We start from the raw sequence: 17,313 nt of genomic DNA, 5'->3' as shown, positions 1-17,313 counted from the left end.
ACGAGGAAATGAAGAGGAACGTTATGTCGGGGGCCGCTCTCAACGCTTAACGGAACCTTAAGAAATATCTGGAAAGAAAAAAATATAGTGTTCAAGCACTCGATACCGGCAGCCGATAGACCGACTGCAGCACCTTTATTTTTTTAAAAGGAGAGACCCATGAGTATTTCGGCTATCGGCCAGCACGCGGCGCAAGCGGCGGCAACGCCGCCGGCTCCGGCCCCCGCGCCCGCTTCGTCGACGAGCAGCAAGTCGTCGTCGTCCGGTTCGACTTCGCCGCACGCGTCGTACACGGTAAGCATCAGCGGCGCGGCGCGTGCGGCGCTGGCGGAACTCACCGAAACGTCCGTGCAGACCGCGCAGGAAGCACGCGGTGGCGACCAGCAGGCGCAGCGCCTGATGACAAAGGAGGCCGCGGCCAAAGCAAACGGCTGATGAGCACAAGCAGGGGAAGAGGAAAGCATGGTCGCCGCGCCGGACTGGCGGCGGCCATGCCGATGGGGTGCGATTCACACGCGGATTTGCCCTTTGTTTGCCCTTTAACACGACGTAAACATCGGGCAACAAAACCGCGCAGAAACTGCCCTATGATGGTTTTACCCCATCGTTCAGCCGGGCAATCGAGCCCGCGCCGCATCGTGTCCCTCCCACATCTGGTTGCTAAGGTTTGCTCATGTATCACACCATGGCTATGGAACTCGTCGACGAATCGGGCGCGACCGCCGTTCGCTTTTCGATCGACAACGAGTCGTCGTTATTGCGCGTCGACGACGTCGACGCACTGATCGCGAAGCTTGTCCAGTTGCGCAGCACGATGAAGCCGGCGCATCCGCTGGAGCCGGTCCGCGCGCAGAACTATCCGCTCGAGGTGGACCCGTGCTGGCACGTCGACCGCTCGCCGCTGTTCGCGGGGCCGGTGCTGCTGCTGCGCCATGGCGGCGTCGGCTGGACCGCGTTCGTGCTTCCTCCACCCAGTGCATCGCATCTGGTCAAGGCCCTGTCGAGTCGATTCGACATCGCATCCAGTATTGCACCCGATGCCGGCACGCTGATGAACTAGCGCGGCCTGTGCTGCGCTTACGGTAAGCGCGAGTAACACAGCGGTAACTCATCCGCCGACCATTCCCGCTATCGTGAGTGCTCGCATGTCGAGTTTCACTGCAGGAGGTTGATACGATGCGCAATCTGTTCGCGGCATGGCTACTCACGAACCGTCTCGCGCAACCGCCCGACATGCTGGACGCCAGCATGCGTTCATCGGGCGAATGCGTCGAACTGTTCAAGGACTCCTTTCACGATCTGCTGTGCGAAGCATGGCAGGCACAGGACGGCACGACACGGCAGGGCTTTTCGTCGGGCCGCTATGCGCCGCAGACGTCGCGCGGATTTCATCCCGCACAACGCTATTCGACGGTGACGCTGACGGTCGACTACGGCGTTCCCGCAACACCTTTGGCACCCATCGCACGAAGACCGGACGCGAACCGCGCAGGCAAGTCTGACGACAGTCGCGACAGGCGCGACGGTTTCATCGCGGCTAACCGCGCTGGAATGTTCGAGCGGTCGTAACCGTGCACACGTGACACACACCTGGCTCGGGCAGTCACTGCGCCTGTGCCAGGTGTGTGTCAACGTTGAGGTTCCAGTTCTCCGACCGACACCGTGCGCGATCACGCGCATGAACCCGACTTCGATCCCGAGTCGTCGCTGCCGCGTGCACGCGATAGCGACGACGCTCACCCGAATCATCCGGGCGTAGCGCATCGGCCGCCGCATCCCTCGTAACAGACGAACTACCTTGTCATCGACTGCAAACCGGCGCGCCGGGCTTCGGGCCTGGACGCTCAGGATCTCGTTGAATGTGCTGCTTGCACTGCCCGTGTGGACACCGCACAGCGCGTTCGCGCAGTTGAGCGGCGCGGCCGCGCAACCCGATCCGCTCGACGGAACCGGTGGCGCAGGTGGTCTCAGGCTAGCGCTGCAACTGGAAGAGCATCCGTCGAAACCCGGCGAAGCCACCGCGATGTTTGGCGAAGGCCTGTCGGCCACCGGCACGATCGACACAGACATCGCGCTCAAAGGGCAGGCCGAACTGCGCCGCTACCGGTCGGTCGTGAAAGCCGATGCGATTCACTACGCGGTCGACAGCGATACCGCCGACGCGTACGGCCACGTGCAACTCACGAACGATGGCAACCTGTTCGTCGGGCCGACCGCGCATCTGATCGTCGGTGCGAACGAAGGGACGATGCCCACGCCGAAGTACCGCTTCAACCTGACCGGCGGCACGGGGAGCGGTTCGCGGGTCGACCTGCTCGACGATACCCGCGAAACCGTCTACGACGGCACGTACACGACCTGCCAGTGCGCGCACCCCGCGTGGTTCGTGAAGGCATCGAAGCTCGATCTCGACAGCTCGGCGCAGGAGGGCATCGCGCACGACGGCGTGCTGTTCTTCCAGGGCGTGCCGCTGTTCGCGTCGCCGTGGCTGTCGTTTCCGTTGAACGGGGATCGCAAGAGCGGTGTGCTGCCGCCGATGTTTTCGATCAGTTCGACGAACGGCTACGACGTGTCGGTGCCGATCTACTTCAATCTCGCGCCGAACTACGATCTGACCTTGACACCCCGCCTGATCTCGAAGCGCGGAGCGATGCTGACCACCGACTATCGCTATCTGTCGCCGACTTACTCGGGCACGCTGTCGGTCGCCTTCCTGCCCAACGACGCGACGACGAAGACGAACCGCTACGCGATTTCGTTCACGCATCACCAGACGCTCGGCGACGGGTTCGCCGCCTATGCGATCTACAACCGCGTGTCGGATGCGGCGGTGACGACGGATCTGTCGGACACCAGTTCGTTCATGCTCGGCACGCAGACGCTGTTCCAGCAGGAAGCGGGCGTGACGTGGAGCCACGGGCCGTGGTCGGTACTGACGCGGGTCCAGAACTGGCAGTCGTTCACTACGGCGCCGCCGTACAACCGCGAGCCGGAGGTCGACGTCAAATACGCGCGCTATAACGTCGGCGGTTTCGACTTCGGCGCCGACGCCGATGCGACACGATTCTCGATTCCGGTCGGCGATTCGACACAGGGCACGCGTCTGACGTTCGACCCGTACGTCAGCTATTCGGTCGTGCGGCCGGGCTGGTACATCACGCCGAAGCTGCAATGGCATTTCGCGTCGTACGACCTGTCGTCGATCGGCAGCGATGCGCCGACGGGGCAGCCCAAAACCTTCAGCTTCAACGTGCCGACGCTGAGTCTCGATTCGGGCGCGACCTTCGAGCGCCACGTGAATCTGTTTGGTGTCGATTTCATCCAGACGCTCGAACCGCGTCTGTACTACGTGTACACGCCTTACCGCGACCAGACGTTCGCACCGATATTCGACACCGCGCCACTCGACTTCGGGCTTGCCGAAATCTTCACGAGCAACCGCTTCATCGGCGGCGATCGTGTGTCGGACATGAATCGCGTGACCGCGGGTCTCACGACGCGCTTCATCGATGCTGCAAGCGGCGCGGAACGCGCGCGCTTCGTGCTCGCGCAGGAATACTACTTTCGCTCGACCCAGGTGACGATGTCCGGCGACGATCCGCCAACGGTTGGACCATCGAACCTGATTGCGGGTGCGTCGTTCAACGTGCGCGACAACCTGGCGGTCCAGACGGCCGTCGAATACAACCAGTCGAGCGATGTGTTCACGCAGGCGAGCGCCGGCGTCGCGTGGAAGCCGGCCGCGGGCAAGGTGATCAACGCGGCGTTCCTGTACGCGCGAGCCGATGCGACGCTCGACGATCAGGCGTTGGACCAGGTGCTGCTGTCCAGCCAGTGGCCCATCACTCGCCGGCTCTCCGCCGTCGGATCGGTCGACTACGACGTCGTGAGTCATCATCTGCTGACCGGTCTGCTTGGCGTCCAGTACAACGCGGACTGCTGGGCGCTCAGCGTCGCCGTCGAGAAATACACGAACACCAGCACGACCACGACGCCGAGCACCGGCACGCGGGTGCTGATGCAACTGCAGTTGAACGGGTTGAGCCGGATCGACAATGGCCTGACGCAGCAATTCCGCGCGAATGTGCCGGGCTACACGATGCCCGACACACCGACACCCGAATCGCGTTTCTCCGACTATCCGTGAGCCGCTTCTGAACACGCGCGCGCGCTGTTCGCCGAAATACGCGTGAACGTCCCCATCCGAATGCATTGCAAGTCCTTTCACCGCGTCACGTCGCGTGACCGTGCGTGTTCTTCTGTTTTCGCCAGACACCGATGGCAAGCACTGCAACGCACGATGCAATCCCGCGCAAACGATACGCAGCGCGGCTGTTCGGCAAGCGCCGACACGCGCACGCAGCGCATGCGTCGCGCGCCGATATTTACGGGCGGTGCCCTTCGAAAGAGACCGTAAGAACCGCTGTTGCCGGCAGCCAACGGCTGCGCTTATCTGGCGTGCGCTAATGGCGCGTCCGGTCGACACCGCAATAAATGCACGGCCGGATTTCGAGTCGAACGTCTCGCGCAACGTCGGCGAGACAACGCACTGCAGGCGCACTGCGCCTCGTTACACCCTTGGAGAATCAGGAATGAAAAAGACACTCGCGTCTCTCGCGTTATTCGGGGCGATGGCCAGTACGGCACACGCCCAGAACAGCGTCACGCTGTATGGATTGATCGACGAATCCGTTCAGTACACGCACAACGCGACCGCCACAGGAAGCAATCAGCTCGGACTGTACTCGGGCAATCTGTCGGGCAGCCGATGGGGCGTGAAGGGCTCCGAAGATCTCGGCGGAGGCCTGAAGGCGATCTTCCAGCTGGAGAGCGGTTTCAACGTGAACAACGGCAAGATGGGTTCGTATAACGGCACGACGTCGGAGTTCGGACGCCAGGCCTACGTCGGCCTGCAAAGCGCGCAGTACGGCACGCTGACGCTCGGTCGCCAGTACGATCCGCTCGTCGACCTGGTGCAGGGCATGACCGAGGACAACTACTTCGGCAGCACGTTCGCGACGGCCGGCGACGTCGACAACTACGACAACAGCTCACGGACCAGCAACGCGATCAAGTACCTGTCGCCGACGTATTACGGCCTGCAGGTCGAGACGATGTACGCGCTCGGCGGCGTGGCGGGGCAGACCGGTTCGGGGCAGACGTGGTCGGCGGCGGCGGCGTACAACAACGGTCCGTTGTCGCTGTCGGCGGGTTACTTCGTCGCGGATAACTCGAACTCCGGCACGCTTCGCACCGCGTGGTCGTCGACGTCGGATGGCACGTTCGATGGTCCGGTCAACTCGGGCTACGTGACGGCGAGGTCGATCAACATCGCGCGCGTCGCGGGTCAGTATGTCGCGGGACCGTACACGTTCGGCCTGGCGTACAGCAATTCGGCGTACAAGGCCGATGCGCAGTCGGCCTTCGCGTCGACCGAGAAATTCAACACCGGCCAGGCGTTCGTCAACTATCAGGCGACGCCGGCACTGCTCGTCGGTGTGGGCTACAGCTATACGAAGGCGACCGGTGACACCAGCGCCACGTATCACCAGGTTTCGCTGGGCGCGGACTACAGCCTGTCGAAGCGTACCGACGTCTATCTGGTCGGCGCATGGCAGCACGCGAGCGGCGAGCAGCTGAACGCCGACGGCACGGTGAGCAGCGCAGAAGCGTCGATCGGGTCGTACGGCGTCGCGGGGACCAGCACGCAGGAAATGGTGAGCCTCGGTATCCGGCACAAGTTCTAAGCTGCGAACGATGCGTTTAGACCCGACGCGGAGAAATCCGTGTCGGGTCTAAACGATTCCTCACAGCAGCCCCATCGACGACGCCTTCAACGTCGCCGCCGCGCGCGTCGAGCAACCCAGTTTGCGGAACGTATTTTCGACATGCGTTCGCACGGTGCTCGGACTGAGCGTCAATGCTTTTGCGACTTCCTTGTTGCTGCCGCCACGGCTGATCGCGCGCAGGACGTCGAGTTCGCGCGGCGTCAGCACGCTGCCCGCCCCATCCCTGCGCAGCTCGATGCTTTCCGCGCGACCACCCGAGACCAGCATGTCGATCACCGTCCGGTCGAAACGGCCGCGTGTCGCTTCGTCGCGCAGCAGCGCAGCGGCTTCGTGGTCCGGCAGCGCATCGCGCCAGGGCCGCCGCGAACGCAGCGCGACCCATGCGACGACCGCCGCGATGATCTGCGCTTCGCGGCCGATCGTGTCGATGGCTGGCTTGCCGAGCGCGCGGAAGTAGCCGCTGCCGTCGTTTCGTTCGTATGCGTACGAGCCGAGTTCGGCGGCGTCGGCGAGTTCGCCCGCCTGCCTGCCAGCACGGGACGTCCAGTAGGGGACGAGCCGCACCTTCTCCCATGCGGACTCCGGTAGCGGACCACGCGTCTCCCAGATCAGGTTGGGTACAGCCGCGCGCCCGATCCCGTGGATCAGCCCAGCCCGATAGACCGTCTCGACGGCTTCGTTCGTGCAGCCGCTGTTCGCGGCGCAGTCCGCGGCTGCGGTCGCGACCGCGCGCGAATAGCCGGTCATCCACGGGAGTTTCAAATCGATGATGTCGGCGAGCAGTTCGACGGCGGCGGTTCGCGCAGAGTGCGGCTCCGCGAGCGACGCGGCTAGTGCGTGCGGGGTGCGCGCATCGAGTTCCGCGATCCAGCGTTCTCCTTCGGAGAGGACGGCTTCAGCGAGATCGGGCGGATAGGCCACCCCGCTCTTGCGCGAGATCAAGTCCCGTGCGCGTACCGCACCGTAGGTGCGGCTGAATATCTCGAGATCGCCCGCGAGCGCGACGACGAAAACGCCTGGTGGCACGGATGCCTCGCCCTGTTGCGATGGCAGACCGCCGCCGTCCCACGTTTCGAAGACATTGCGCAGGATCGCCTGCGTGGCGGCGGATAACCCGAGCCGCGCCCCGACCTCGCCGGACACCTCGCAGTGAATCTCGGCGAGCGGCTTTATCGCCACGGCGCCGCCGCCGTGCTGTTCGAGTCGCGTCGACCAGCTGGCGCGCCCGGCGAGCATCGCCTCGCGACCGCCGACGTCGTCGCCGAAGAGTTCCGAAAAATCCGGTGCATTAGCCGTGCATCCCGACCAGCGGATCAGCGCGGCGTCCTGCACAGTGTGCGCTGCAGCGTCGTCGAAGCCGGCCGTGCGCGCAATGCGGCCCGCGAGCCATGCGGTTCGGATCGAGTGGTCGGTGGGTTGGCCCATGCTCAGGTCGCCGACGAACGCGAGCGCCTTCATCGCATCGAATACGGGCACCGGGCTACGCGGTTGCGACATGCTCGCTGAATCTCCATCGGATGGGACGGGGGGCTCGACAGTAGACGCATCGGTCATTCGACCGATGTCTTCTCTCGCCGAAATCGATCATTCTGGCGTCTCTCCTCGATTCCAAACAAGGGTGCCAATCGTGACACATCTCCTGAAAAAAAGTATGTCCGCGCTGCTGGTCGGCGGCGCGCTCTTCGCGGCCGTTGCTCATGCCGCACCGCCGCAGGACCTGAAGGGCAAGAACATCGTGCTGGTTCACGGCGCGTTCGCGGACGGCTCCAGCTGGGCCAAGGTCGTGCCGATCCTCGAAGCGCACGGCGCGCACGTCGTGGCCGTGCAGAATCCGCTGACGTCGCTGCAGGACGACGTCGCGGCGACGAAGCGCGCGATCGATGCGCAGGACGGCCCAGTGGTTCTGGTCGGCCATTCGTGGGCCGGCGTGGTGATTACCGAGGCAGGCAACGACCCGAAGGTCGAGTCGCTCGTGTACGTCGCGGCGTTTGCGCCGGACAGCGGCCAGTCGATCAACGACATGCTGAAGGACAAGCCGGCGCCTGCATGGGCATCGCAGCTCAAGAAGGATTCGGGCGGGTTCCTGACGCTCTCCACCGATGCGATCATTCATCAGTTCGCGCAGGACGTGCCCGAGCCGGAAGCACGCGTGATCGCCGCGACGCAGGGGCCGTGGTCGTCGGATGCGCTCGGCCAGAAGGTCACGACCGCGTCGTGGCATAGCAAGCCGTCGGCGTTTGTCATTGCCGATCGCGATCACATGATCGATCCGCATCTGCAGGCCGCGATGGCGAAGGACATCGGCGCGACGGTGACGCACGTCGATTCGAGCCACGTGGCGATGGTGAGTCATCCGGCTCTGGTTGCTGCGGCGATCATCGCCGAGGCGAAGAAGGCGCAATAAGCGGGTTGGGTTTCGAATGCATCGGAGCAAGCAGGCGTTCGCTCCGATGCATTCGTCATGCAGCCGCTCTGCGCACCGTGACGTCGCGTCGCGGCGGCACACCGAACATCCTTGAATATTCACGGCTGAACTGCGATGGACTTTCGTAGCCCACGCGAAACGCCGCGGTCTCGACGTTCGCAGCATCGGCGAGCATCAGCCGGCGTGCTTCGAGCAGCCTGATCTGCTTCTGGTATTGCAGCGGCGTCATCGACGTCAGCGTCTTGAACTGCCGGTGGAACGCGGACGGACTCATCTGCGCGATCGACGCCAGTTCCTCGATACGGACCGACTCCGCGAAGCGCTCGCGCAACACGTGGATTGCGCTCATCACGCGCTGCGCGTGGCTGTTCGCGAGTGCAAGCCGCGCGATCTCTCCGCCGTGCGGACCCGTCAGCAGCCAGTAGGCGATCTCGCGCATGATCAGCGGCTGGATCGCGGCAATCGCATCGGGCGTATCGAGCAGACGAACCAGACGCAGCGCGCAGTCGGCGAGCGGGCCGTCGAAGTTCGCGACGAAGATCCCCGAGCCGCTTTCGCCGCCCGCTTTCGGCGGACGGTCCAGTCCCTCCATTACCTCGCGCATGATCGCGAGATCGAACTCGATGATGACGCCGAGATACGGCTTGCCGGGACTCGCCTCGACGACCCGGCCGAACGCCGGCGTCTCCACGCTGACAACGAGCGCCTGGCCGGCGTTGTATTCGAACCGCCGGTCGCCGAACGTCGTCCATTTTTTGCCTTGCGCGACGATGCAGAGCGCGGGTCGGTAGATCCGGTGAACAGCCCGTTGCTCGTGTAGCGAACGAAGCAGCGTGAGTCCGTTGATTGCCGTGACGAACGGATTCTGTCCGGGCTGCGCATCGGTATAGCGGGCGACGGCGTCCACGAGAGCATCTGACATGGCGGGGTTCCGGTGTGTGGGTTGCGTTTGTGTGCGTAGGTGCGGCATCCGGATGTTATAGCGGGTCGAGCAGGATCAGGCAAGAAGTGGGCGAGTTTCGGTATTCAACCGGTGGGGCGCGAAGGCTATCTTTGCTGTCACGTAACCCACAGGAGCAAGTCATGTCGACGCAAAACACGCCTGATTCACGGGCCCGAATCGCAATCGTCACCGGCGGAAGCCGCGGGATCGGCCGCAACACGGTGCTGAGCCTCGCCCGGCGCGGGGTCGATTCGATCTTCACTTATCGCTCGAATCGGGCAGAAGCGGAACACGTCGTCGCGGCGGCCGCCGAGGCCGGACGCCGCGCGGTGGCGTTGCCGCTCGATACCGGCGACTCGGCGTCGTTCGATCGTTTCGTTGGCGAGGTCCGCCAGGCGCTGACGTCGCTCGACGCGCAGCGGTTTGACTACCTCGTCAACAATGCGGGCACGTCGCTGCATAACGCATTTGCCGAGACGACCGAAGACGAACTCGACACCCTCTACCGGATTCATTTCAAGGGCGTGTTCTTTCTGACGCAGAAGCTGCTGCCGCTGATCGCCGACGGCGGACGGATCGTCAATATTTCGTCGGGGCTGACGCGCGTTTCGATGCCCGGCGTCACGGCCTATGCATCGATGAAAGGGGCTATCGAGGTGTTGACCCGGGTCCTCGCGAAAGAACTCGGTCCGCGCGGCATCGGTGTCAACACGGTCGCGCCGGGCGCGATCGCGACCGACTTCAGCGGCGGCATGGTGCGCGACAACCCCGAAGTCAACAAGCGTGTGGCCGAGATGACGGCGCTCGGACGCGCGGGCGAACCGGACGACGTCGGCCCGATGATCGCCGCGCTGCTGTCGGACGATAACCGCTGGGTCAACGCGCAGCGGATCGAGGTGTCGGGGGGGATGATGGTGTAGCGCGACGCTTATCGATGTAGCAACACGCGGCCGGATCAGCGGCCGCGCTTCGCTTTCCGGCCGCTAACCGCCTGCGTCGCCTCGCCGAGCGCGAGCTCGACGCAGAACTGCCGGATTGTTTCGAGCACGGGGGACTCCGTGCGGCCTTCAAGCGTGACGAACGCATACTGCGCCGTGGCCTCGGGCGGCAGATCTAGACGCACCACTGAGATGTCGCCGCTGCTGAGCCACACACGCGCTGTGGCGAGCGTGCCGAGAACGATCGCGTCCGTCGTCAGGACCGCCTCGATCAACGCCGCGACGGAATCCGACGATGCGCGCAGAAAGCGGGCTGGATGTGCGTCCGGCCCGAAGCGCTCGATCAGCGCGCGCGTCACGTCGTCGCTCAACTTGGTCGCAAGGACCGGATACTGGGCAATCTCGGCGAATTCCACGCGACGGCGCCTCGCTAGCGGATGACCGCTCCGGCACATGAAACCGGACTGCACCCGGCCCAGCAACTGGATGCGCAGATCTTCCTGTGGCGCAATGGAGCGCGAATGCATGAGCAGTGCGTCGAACTCACGTTCCCGTAAAGCGGCCACCTGTGCTTCGGGACCGCCGGTTAAAAGATGAACGCCGACGCGCGGGTACTTGCTCAGCATGTACGACAGCAACGGCCCGGCGAACATCGCATTGGGCGCGGATCCCAACCCAAGGCGGACCGTGCCTCCTTCCCCCTGCGTCAGCAACTGCGCGGTGTGCTTCAGATCCACCGCATCGGACACGAGCTTTCGTGCGCGCTCCGCGACCACGACGCCGAACGGCGTGAGTTCGTTTCGTTTGCCGATGCGATCGATCAACCGCGTGCCGAGCTCCTGTTCAAGCATCTGGATGCTGCGGCTCAACGCCGGCTGCGTGAGATGAAGCGCTTCCGACGCCCTGCTGAAAGAGCCTGTTTCGACGAGTGCGAGGAAATGCTCGAGGTGATGCAGGTTCATCGTGAATCCCTGTTCAGAGACCGTATTGCGTGAGGTATTCCGTGAGGTATGGCGGGAGTTTTCCTATCAGGGAATGTAATGATAATCAAAAAAACAATGCATTGGACATATGAATTTCGGATTTCTAGCATGCGTCATCGACTGGCTATCGGGCTCGGTCGACACAGACGTGCAGACATGAATGAGGGGAGAGATGAAAGCAGACAGATGGAGGATGCCTGGCTTCGCGCTGTTCGCCACCGTGCTCGCGGTTGCGCTCGCAGGATGTGGCGGCGGGGTTCAGCAAAGCGCGGATAGCACGGCGAGTCTCAAGGTTCAGACGACGGAAGGTCCCGTCGTCGGGGCGCAAAGCGGTGACATCGTTGCGTGGCTCGGGATGCCCTATGCGCAGCCTCCCGTCGGCGCGTTGCGCTGGAGGCCGCCGCAGGCGCCGGCGTCCCGCACCGGCACGCTGACGGCCGCGGCCTACGGTAATGCGTGTCCGCAACCGACTGCGCAAAACAACATCCCCGCAAACGCCATGGCGGAGGACTGTCTCTTCATCAACGTGCAGGAGCCGGCGTCCGCACGGGCCACAGGCAAGTTGCCGGTGCTCGTCTACATTCATGGCGGGGCGTTCACGATCGGTTCGGGCGCGCAGATCGACGGCAGCACGATCGCGACGACGGACAACCTCGTGTTCGTCAGTTTCAACTATCGGTTGGGCGCGCTGGGCTATCTGGCGAATGCGGCGCTACAGGCATCGGCCGGCGACAGCAGTCTGGGAAATTTCGCCGTCATGGACCAGCAGGCTGCACTGCAGTGGGTGCAGAAGAACATTGCGGCATTCGGCGGCGATCCGGCTAACGTCACGGTGTGGGGCCTGTCGGCCGGCGCCACGTCGATGTTCACGCTGCTGCAGTCGCCGCAATCGAAGGGGCTGTTCAGCAAGGCGGTCATGCAAAGTGGCGGCGGCGGCGCGTACTCGAATCTGATGCCTTCAACCGCGACCGCGCAAGGCGATACGCTGATCCAGGCTGTAGGGTGCGGCGGTGCGACGGATGTCGTCGCGTGTCTGCGCGGCAAGTCCCCCGACGATCTCGTGGCGGCGCAGACGGCCGGCAAGTGGCGTCCGACCATCGACGGGAAGATCGTCACGCAGGTGCCGGCTGTCTCCTTCGCTGCGGGTACCTTCAACCGCGTGCCGGTCATGATCGGCGGCGTGTACGACGAGGGCACGCTGTTCGTCCCCCCCACGTTGTCGGCGTCGGTCTATACGCAGGCGATCGCATCGCTTGCGCCGCCTGGCTACGACACGTCGGCGATCGAGGCGGCCTATCCACTCGCGAACTATGCGGTGCCCGCGCAAGGTTTCGCCCGCGCAATGGGCGACGCGTTGTACGGCTGCGGCAACAGCGCTCGCCGCGACCAGCTCGCCGCATGGGTACCGGTGTACGGATGGGAATTCACCGATCCGACGCTGTCGTTCCCGACCGACCCGAAGACGTTCTATCTGGGGACAGCGCATGGCACCGATGCGGCTTACTGGTTCGGTCCGTCGGCTGTCGCGGGCAGCAATCCGGCTCCTGCCATGCAGGCGCTCGGTGTCCAGATGAAGAAGTATCTCGGCAACTTTGTTCGCCTCGGCGATCCGAACGGCACGGGTACGGACCCGACACTGCCCCGCTGGCCGCGTTATGCCGGTCCTGGCGATCGCGAGACGATCGAGTTGACGTCGCCGTCGAGCACGGTCTCGAACACCGCATTCGAAACGGTGCACAAGTGCAGCACGCTGTGGGGGCCTGGCGTTTTCCCCCCGATCTACTGATGACTCGCGAAACAGACTACGAAACCGGAATACCTATGATCGAACATGTGGTGGATTATCTTCGGGTGGAGCACGCGCCCATCCTGGCGCGGCTCAAGACCTTGCTCCGTATTCCCAGCGTCAGTGCGGACCCCGCGTTCGCGCCGCATATGAACGAAGCGAGACAGTACCTCGCGACGCGCTTGAAAGAGATCGGGCTGCACAACATCCGCGAACTGGACGGAGGTGGCGAGCCGGCGGTCTACGGCGAATGGCTGGGTGCGCCGGGGAAGCCGACGATCCTGATTTACGGACACTACGACGTGCAGCCCGCCGATCCACTCGAACTGTGGAACAGTCCGCCGTTCGAACCGACGGAGCGGGACGGGCGTCTCTTTGCGCGCGGTGCGTCGGACGTCAAGGGCTCGACGACGATCGCGCTGGAGGTCATTGCGGGGTTCCTCGCGGTGACGGGGCAGTGCCCGGTGAACGTCAAGGTGTTTCTGGAGGGCGAGGAGGAGACGGGCAGTCCATCGCTCAGGGGCATCATCGAGCGGTATCGCGATCTGCTCGGTGTCGATGCGGTGCTGTCGGCCGATGGCGGTCGCGCAAGCGCGGAGGTACCGACGATCAACACCGGTGCGCGAGGCAGCGGCCAGCTGGAATTTCGCGTGTGCACCGCGAGCAAGGATCTGCACTCGGGACGCTACGGCGGCCTTGTTCGTAACGCGCTGCATGAGATGGCGCGGCTGGTCGCGTCGCTGCACGACGCAAGCGGTGCGATCGCGGTGGAGGGGTTCTATGCGGGCATCGCGCCGCTCACGCCCGCGCAGAGGGCCCACACCGCCGCTTTTCCGTTCGATGCGGACGCCTATGTCGCCGATGTCGCGGCCACGCATCACGGCGAGCCCGGCTACACGGTCAGGGAGCAGATGACGCTGCGTCCGTCGCTCGACGTCAACGGGATGTGGGGCGGCTATACCGGCGCAGGCGGCAAGACGATCATCCCGAACGTCGCGAGCGCGAAGCTCACCGTGCGGGTGGTCGAAGGCCAGAATCCGGCGGACGTGCTCGAACGGGTCGTGCAGCACCTGCAGCGCCATTGTCCGCATGGCGTATCGCTCGAGATTCTGGCGACGCACGGCGGGGCGCCCGCGTCCACGTTGTCGCCGGACCATCCGCTCGTCCGTGCGGCCGAAACCGTGCTGCTCAACGAAACGGGTCGTCGACCCACCCACGTCCGGCTCGGCGCGAGCGTGCCGATCACCTCGATCTTCAAGGAGATGCTGGGTGTCGACACGCTGATGTTCGGCTACAACCTGCCCGACGAAGACGTGCACGCGCCGAATGAATTCTTCTACATCCGCTCGATCGGCGAAGGGCTGCGCGGATGGACATTTCTGCTCGACGAACTCGCACGCTATCCGGTTCAGGACTTTGCCGCTTCGCGGGGAGCGCCCAGGGCGTGAAGCATCGCATTGCCGCATCGACCCACCCTCCATCCAGCTTCCATCAGAGAGACATCATGGGAGACCACTTGAGCATCGCCTTACCCGAAACTGCCCGAACGTCGCGGTCGAAGCTTCTGAGCGCGACGACCATCGGCAATGCGCTGGAGTTTTTCGACTTCACCGTGTTCGGCTTTTTCGCCATCATCATCGGGCATCAGTTTTTTTCGCCGCTCAGTGCGGACGGTCAGCTGATGTCGTCGGTCGCCACGTTCGGCGTCGGCTTCGTGATGCGGCCGGTGGGCGGCGTGCTGATCGGCATGTACGCCGATCGCGCCGGCCGGCGCGCGGCGATGACGCTGACGCTGTCGTTGATGACACTCGGCGTCTGTCTCGCGGGCCTCGCGCCGACCTATGCCGACGTCGGGGTGGCCGCACCGATCATCATGGTCGTCGCGCGGCTTATTCAGGGGTTTTCCGCGGGCGGCGAGGTCGGCCCCGCGACGACCGTGCTGCTCGAACACGCACCCCCGGGCGCGCGGGCGTGGTACACGAGCTGGCAACTGGCCAGCCAGGGGCTCGGTATCGCGGCGGGTGCGGCGTCGGCGGCGCTGCTTGCGTGGCTTCTTCCTCATGACGCGCTTTATGCGTGGGGCTGGCGGTTGCCGTTCCTTGCCGGTGCGGTGATTCTTCCGATCGGCATCCTGATTCGCCGTCAGCTGTCCGGGCTCGAGGTCCCGCCTCCGCGAGGAACGGTCGACGAAGCGGCTTCCCGCTCGCCCATCGTCGCGTTGTTGAGGGGCCATGCACGCGACGTCGTCGCCGGTATCTTCCTCATCATGGGCGGTACCGTCACCGCGTACATGATCCTGTTTTTCATTCCCACGTATGCGATTCGCGAACTGAAGCTCGATGAGTCCGCTTCCTACGCGTGTGCGATGGCGTCGGGTCTGGTGATGGCGTTTCTGTCGCCCATCGTCGGAAAGATTGCCGACGCGTTCGGCCGGATGGTTCCGATCGTTGCAGCACGGGTCGTCCTGGTCCTCCTGCTTTATCCCGCAGACGCATGGTTGACGAGCAATCCCAGTGTTGCCCGTCTGTTCATTGTCGTCGTCAGCCTGTCCATCTTCTTCACGATACAGGGCGCACCGTCGATCACGCTGATTCCCGAGATGTTCCCCAAGGCGTTGCGTGCCACGGCGACGGGCAGCGTGTATAGCGTCGGCGTCGCGCTGTTCGGCGGAATGACGCAACTGGTTGCCGTCTGGCTGATTCACGCAACAGGGAACAGACTGTCGCCCGCTATCGCGGTGACCGGCTGCATCGTGCTTTCAACGTTCGCGCTCCCGTTTGTCAGACGTGTGGCGATGGAGCCAGCGATCGACGGGACAGGCGGGCGCTAGACAGAATGCTGTGAGATAAAAATGGAATGGTGACGGTAAATAATTTCGGATGACTAAAAGAAATATGAATATTAACCACGGTGAGGAGAAGGGAATGGACAAAAAGATTGCGGGTATCGCGGCACTGATGCTGATCTCGTCGGCGAGTCACGCACAAAGCTCGGTGACGCTCTACGGCATCATCGACGAGGGCATCAACTATCAATCGAACGCCAATGGACACGCGCTCTATAACCTGTCGAGCGGTGTCCTTCAGGGCAGCCGATGGGGTCTCAAGGGGACGGAGGATCTCGGCGGTGGTGTTCGTGCGCTATTCGTGCTGGAGAACGGTTTCGACGTCAACTCCGGCACACTCGGACAAGGAGGGCGCATGTTCGGCCGGCAGGCGTATGTCGGTCTCGCATCCAGCCGGTATGGCACGTTAATGCTGGGGCGACAGTACGATTCGGTCGTGACCTCGATCGGTCTGTTCGCAGTCGGGGACCAGTGGGGCGGCTATATCACCGCTCATCCTGGCGATCTCGACAACTTCAACAACACGGTCCGGACCAACAATGCGGTCAAGTACGTGAGCAATACGTATGGTGGCTTCTCTTTCAGCGGTATGTATGCCCCTGGCGGGCAGGCCGGTGACGTAACCGGCGATCAGGTCTGGTCGCTCGGCGCAAACTATGCCAACGGTCCACTCAGTCTTGCTGCCGCGTACCTGAACGCGCGGACGCCGAACGTCGGGTTTTTCGGCAATAGCGCTGCCGCCGCGGTCACGCCGGCATCGGTGTCGCTTGCGTCGCCGGTTACCACGGGCTTCATTTCGGCTCGCGCCTATAGCGTCGCTGCGGCAGCGGGCTCTTATGTGTTCGGAGCGGCGACACTGGGCTTCACCTACTCGAATACGCGCTTCAGCAACCTGGGGGATCTGTCGGCTGGTGCGAACCCGCATGGCTATTCGGGCACGGCGGTCTTCAACAACGTCGAAGTGAACGCGCAATATCAGTTCACGTCCGCGTTCCTGATCGGTGCGGCCTATGACTACACGCATGGCGGCAGTGTCGCCGACAAGAGCGGCGAGAAGCCCGCTGCCAGTTACCACCAACTGTCGATTGGCGCCGATTACTTCCTGTCGAAACGCACCGACGTGTATTGCGTCGGCGTCTATCAGAAGGCCTCGGGCGTCGATTCGCGCGATGTTACCGCCGTGGCTTCGTTGAACAACCTGACACCATCGAGCAACAACCACGCTGCCGCGGTCAGGCTGGGCATCCGGCACAAGTTCTGAGTCACGCTGCTTGCGGTCAGGCCCGCGATTCATCTGACGTTCCCGTACCTGACGGCGATTTAATCTGGCCGTCAGCTTCCGGTTAACTGCCGCGCGTATCGTGGAAACATGACGCGTCGGGCGACGCGCCGCTATGGAATGGGGTCGACGCCGGAGTAAGGCGCTAAAGCGCCAACTCCGACATGGGACCCGAGTAAGCGCTAAAGCGCTAACTCGGGTCGACAGCAACTATCTTGAGACGAGCAATGTCACGCGTCATGGAAGTCCGACTGCCAGGGAGTGTTGGAGCGAACCATTGCGTTAAGCGTGATGAGCAGTTTGCGCATGCAGGCGACAAGGGCGA

14 protein-coding genes are annotated in these 17,313 nt (G+C 63.6%); 11 read left to right on the top strand and 3 right to left on the bottom strand.

Going from position 1 to position 17,313, the window contains the following annotated elements:
* The first annotated feature begins 159 nt into the window (after positions 1 to 159).
* The 5 genes from ACREXZ_RS19640 (at position 160) to ACREXZ_RS19620 (ending at position 5,747) form a co-directional block, all read left to right on the top strand.
* A complete protein-coding gene (locus tag ACREXZ_RS19640) occupies positions 160 to 435 on the top strand; it encodes a hypothetical protein (RefSeq protein WP_431765785.1) in 276 nt (91 codons plus the stop codon).
* Between the two features lie 238 nt (positions 436 to 673).
* Entirely contained in the window at positions 674 to 1,060 is a 387-nt protein-coding gene (locus ACREXZ_RS19635) for a hypothetical protein (RefSeq protein WP_431765784.1), read from the top strand.
* Positions 1,061 to 1,176: 116 nt separating this feature from the next.
* Positions 1,177 to 1,569 (top strand): hypothetical protein, encoded by a 393-nt coding sequence (locus ACREXZ_RS19630; RefSeq protein WP_431765783.1) that lies wholly within the window; start codon positions 1,177 to 1,179, stop codon positions 1,567 to 1,569.
* Between the two features lie 292 nt (positions 1,570 to 1,861).
* Entirely contained in the window at positions 1,862 to 4,147 is a 2,286-nt protein-coding gene (locus ACREXZ_RS19625; protein ID WP_431765930.1) for an LPS-assembly protein LptD, read from the top strand.
* A gap of 445 nt (positions 4,148 to 4,592) precedes the next feature.
* Positions 4,593 to 5,747, top strand: a complete 1,155-nt coding sequence (locus ACREXZ_RS19620; RefSeq protein WP_431765782.1) for a porin — start codon at positions 4,593 to 4,595, stop codon at positions 5,745 to 5,747.
* Between the two features lie 60 nt (positions 5,748 to 5,807).
* On the opposite strand, the gene ACREXZ_RS19615 is transcribed toward ACREXZ_RS19620, so the two are convergent.
* On the bottom strand, positions 5,808 to 7,286 hold the full coding sequence (locus ACREXZ_RS19615) for an HD domain-containing phosphohydrolase (protein WP_431765781.1): 1,479 nt from the start codon (positions 7,284 to 7,286) through the stop codon (positions 5,808 to 5,810).
* A 130-nt stretch (positions 7,287 to 7,416) separates the two neighbouring features.
* Here ACREXZ_RS19615 and ACREXZ_RS19610 point away from each other — a divergent pair, with 130 nt between their 5' ends.
* A complete protein-coding gene (locus ACREXZ_RS19610) occupies positions 7,417 to 8,193 on the top strand; it encodes an alpha/beta hydrolase (protein ID WP_431765780.1) in 777 nt (258 codons plus the stop codon).
* Positions 8,194 to 8,248: 55 nt separating this feature from the next.
* On the opposite strand, the gene ACREXZ_RS19605 is transcribed toward ACREXZ_RS19610, so the two are convergent.
* Complete coding sequence (locus ACREXZ_RS19605) at positions 8,249 to 9,136, bottom strand: AraC family transcriptional regulator N-terminal domain-containing protein (protein ID WP_431765779.1); 888 nt, start codon at positions 9,134 to 9,136, stop codon at positions 8,249 to 8,251.
* Positions 9,137 to 9,297: 161 nt separating this feature from the next.
* Between ACREXZ_RS19605 and ACREXZ_RS19600 the strand changes: the two genes are divergently transcribed.
* Positions 9,298 to 10,077: an SDR family NAD(P)-dependent oxidoreductase gene (locus ACREXZ_RS19600; RefSeq protein WP_431765778.1), complete on the top strand. Its 780-nt coding sequence runs from the start codon at positions 9,298 to 9,300 to the stop codon at positions 10,075 to 10,077.
* Positions 10,078 to 10,112: 35 nt separating this feature from the next.
* On the opposite strand, the gene ACREXZ_RS19595 is transcribed toward ACREXZ_RS19600, so the two are convergent.
* Complete coding sequence (locus tag ACREXZ_RS19595) at positions 10,113 to 11,057, bottom strand: LysR family transcriptional regulator (protein ID WP_431765777.1); 945 nt, start codon at positions 11,055 to 11,057, stop codon at positions 10,113 to 10,115.
* 193 nt (positions 11,058 to 11,250) lie between these two features.
* Between ACREXZ_RS19595 and ACREXZ_RS19590 the strand changes: the two genes are divergently transcribed.
* The 4 genes from ACREXZ_RS19590 to ACREXZ_RS19575 all read left to right on the top strand — a co-directional run bounded on the left by ACREXZ_RS19590 (position 11,251) and on the right by ACREXZ_RS19575 (position 16,970).
* Complete coding sequence (locus ACREXZ_RS19590; RefSeq protein WP_431765776.1) at positions 11,251 to 12,864, top strand: carboxylesterase/lipase family protein; 1,614 nt, start codon at positions 11,251 to 11,253, stop codon at positions 12,862 to 12,864.
* Between the two features lie 35 nt (positions 12,865 to 12,899).
* Positions 12,900 to 14,312 carry a dipeptidase gene (locus ACREXZ_RS19585; RefSeq protein ID WP_431765775.1) on the top strand — a complete coding sequence of 471 codons (1,413 nt, stop codon included), beginning with the start codon at positions 12,900 to 12,902 and terminating at the stop codon, positions 14,310 to 14,312.
* Positions 14,313 to 14,380: 68 nt separating this feature from the next.
* A complete protein-coding gene (locus tag ACREXZ_RS19580; protein WP_431765774.1) occupies positions 14,381 to 15,694 on the top strand; it encodes an MFS transporter in 1,314 nt (437 codons plus the stop codon).
* A gap of 94 nt (positions 15,695 to 15,788) precedes the next feature.
* Positions 15,789 to 16,970, top strand: coding sequence for a porin (locus ACREXZ_RS19575; protein WP_431765773.1), 1,182 nt, complete (start codon positions 15,789 to 15,791; stop codon positions 16,968 to 16,970).
* Positions 16,971 to 17,313: the final 343 nt, after the last annotated feature.

This window comes from Paraburkholderia sp. (genome assembly GCF_050742655.1).
Lineage (GTDB): Bacteria > Pseudomonadota > Gammaproteobacteria > Burkholderiales > Burkholderiaceae > Paraburkholderia.
The sequence above is the reverse complement of the archived record's forward strand: the minus strand, read 5'-3'. Positions and strand labels throughout refer to the sequence as shown.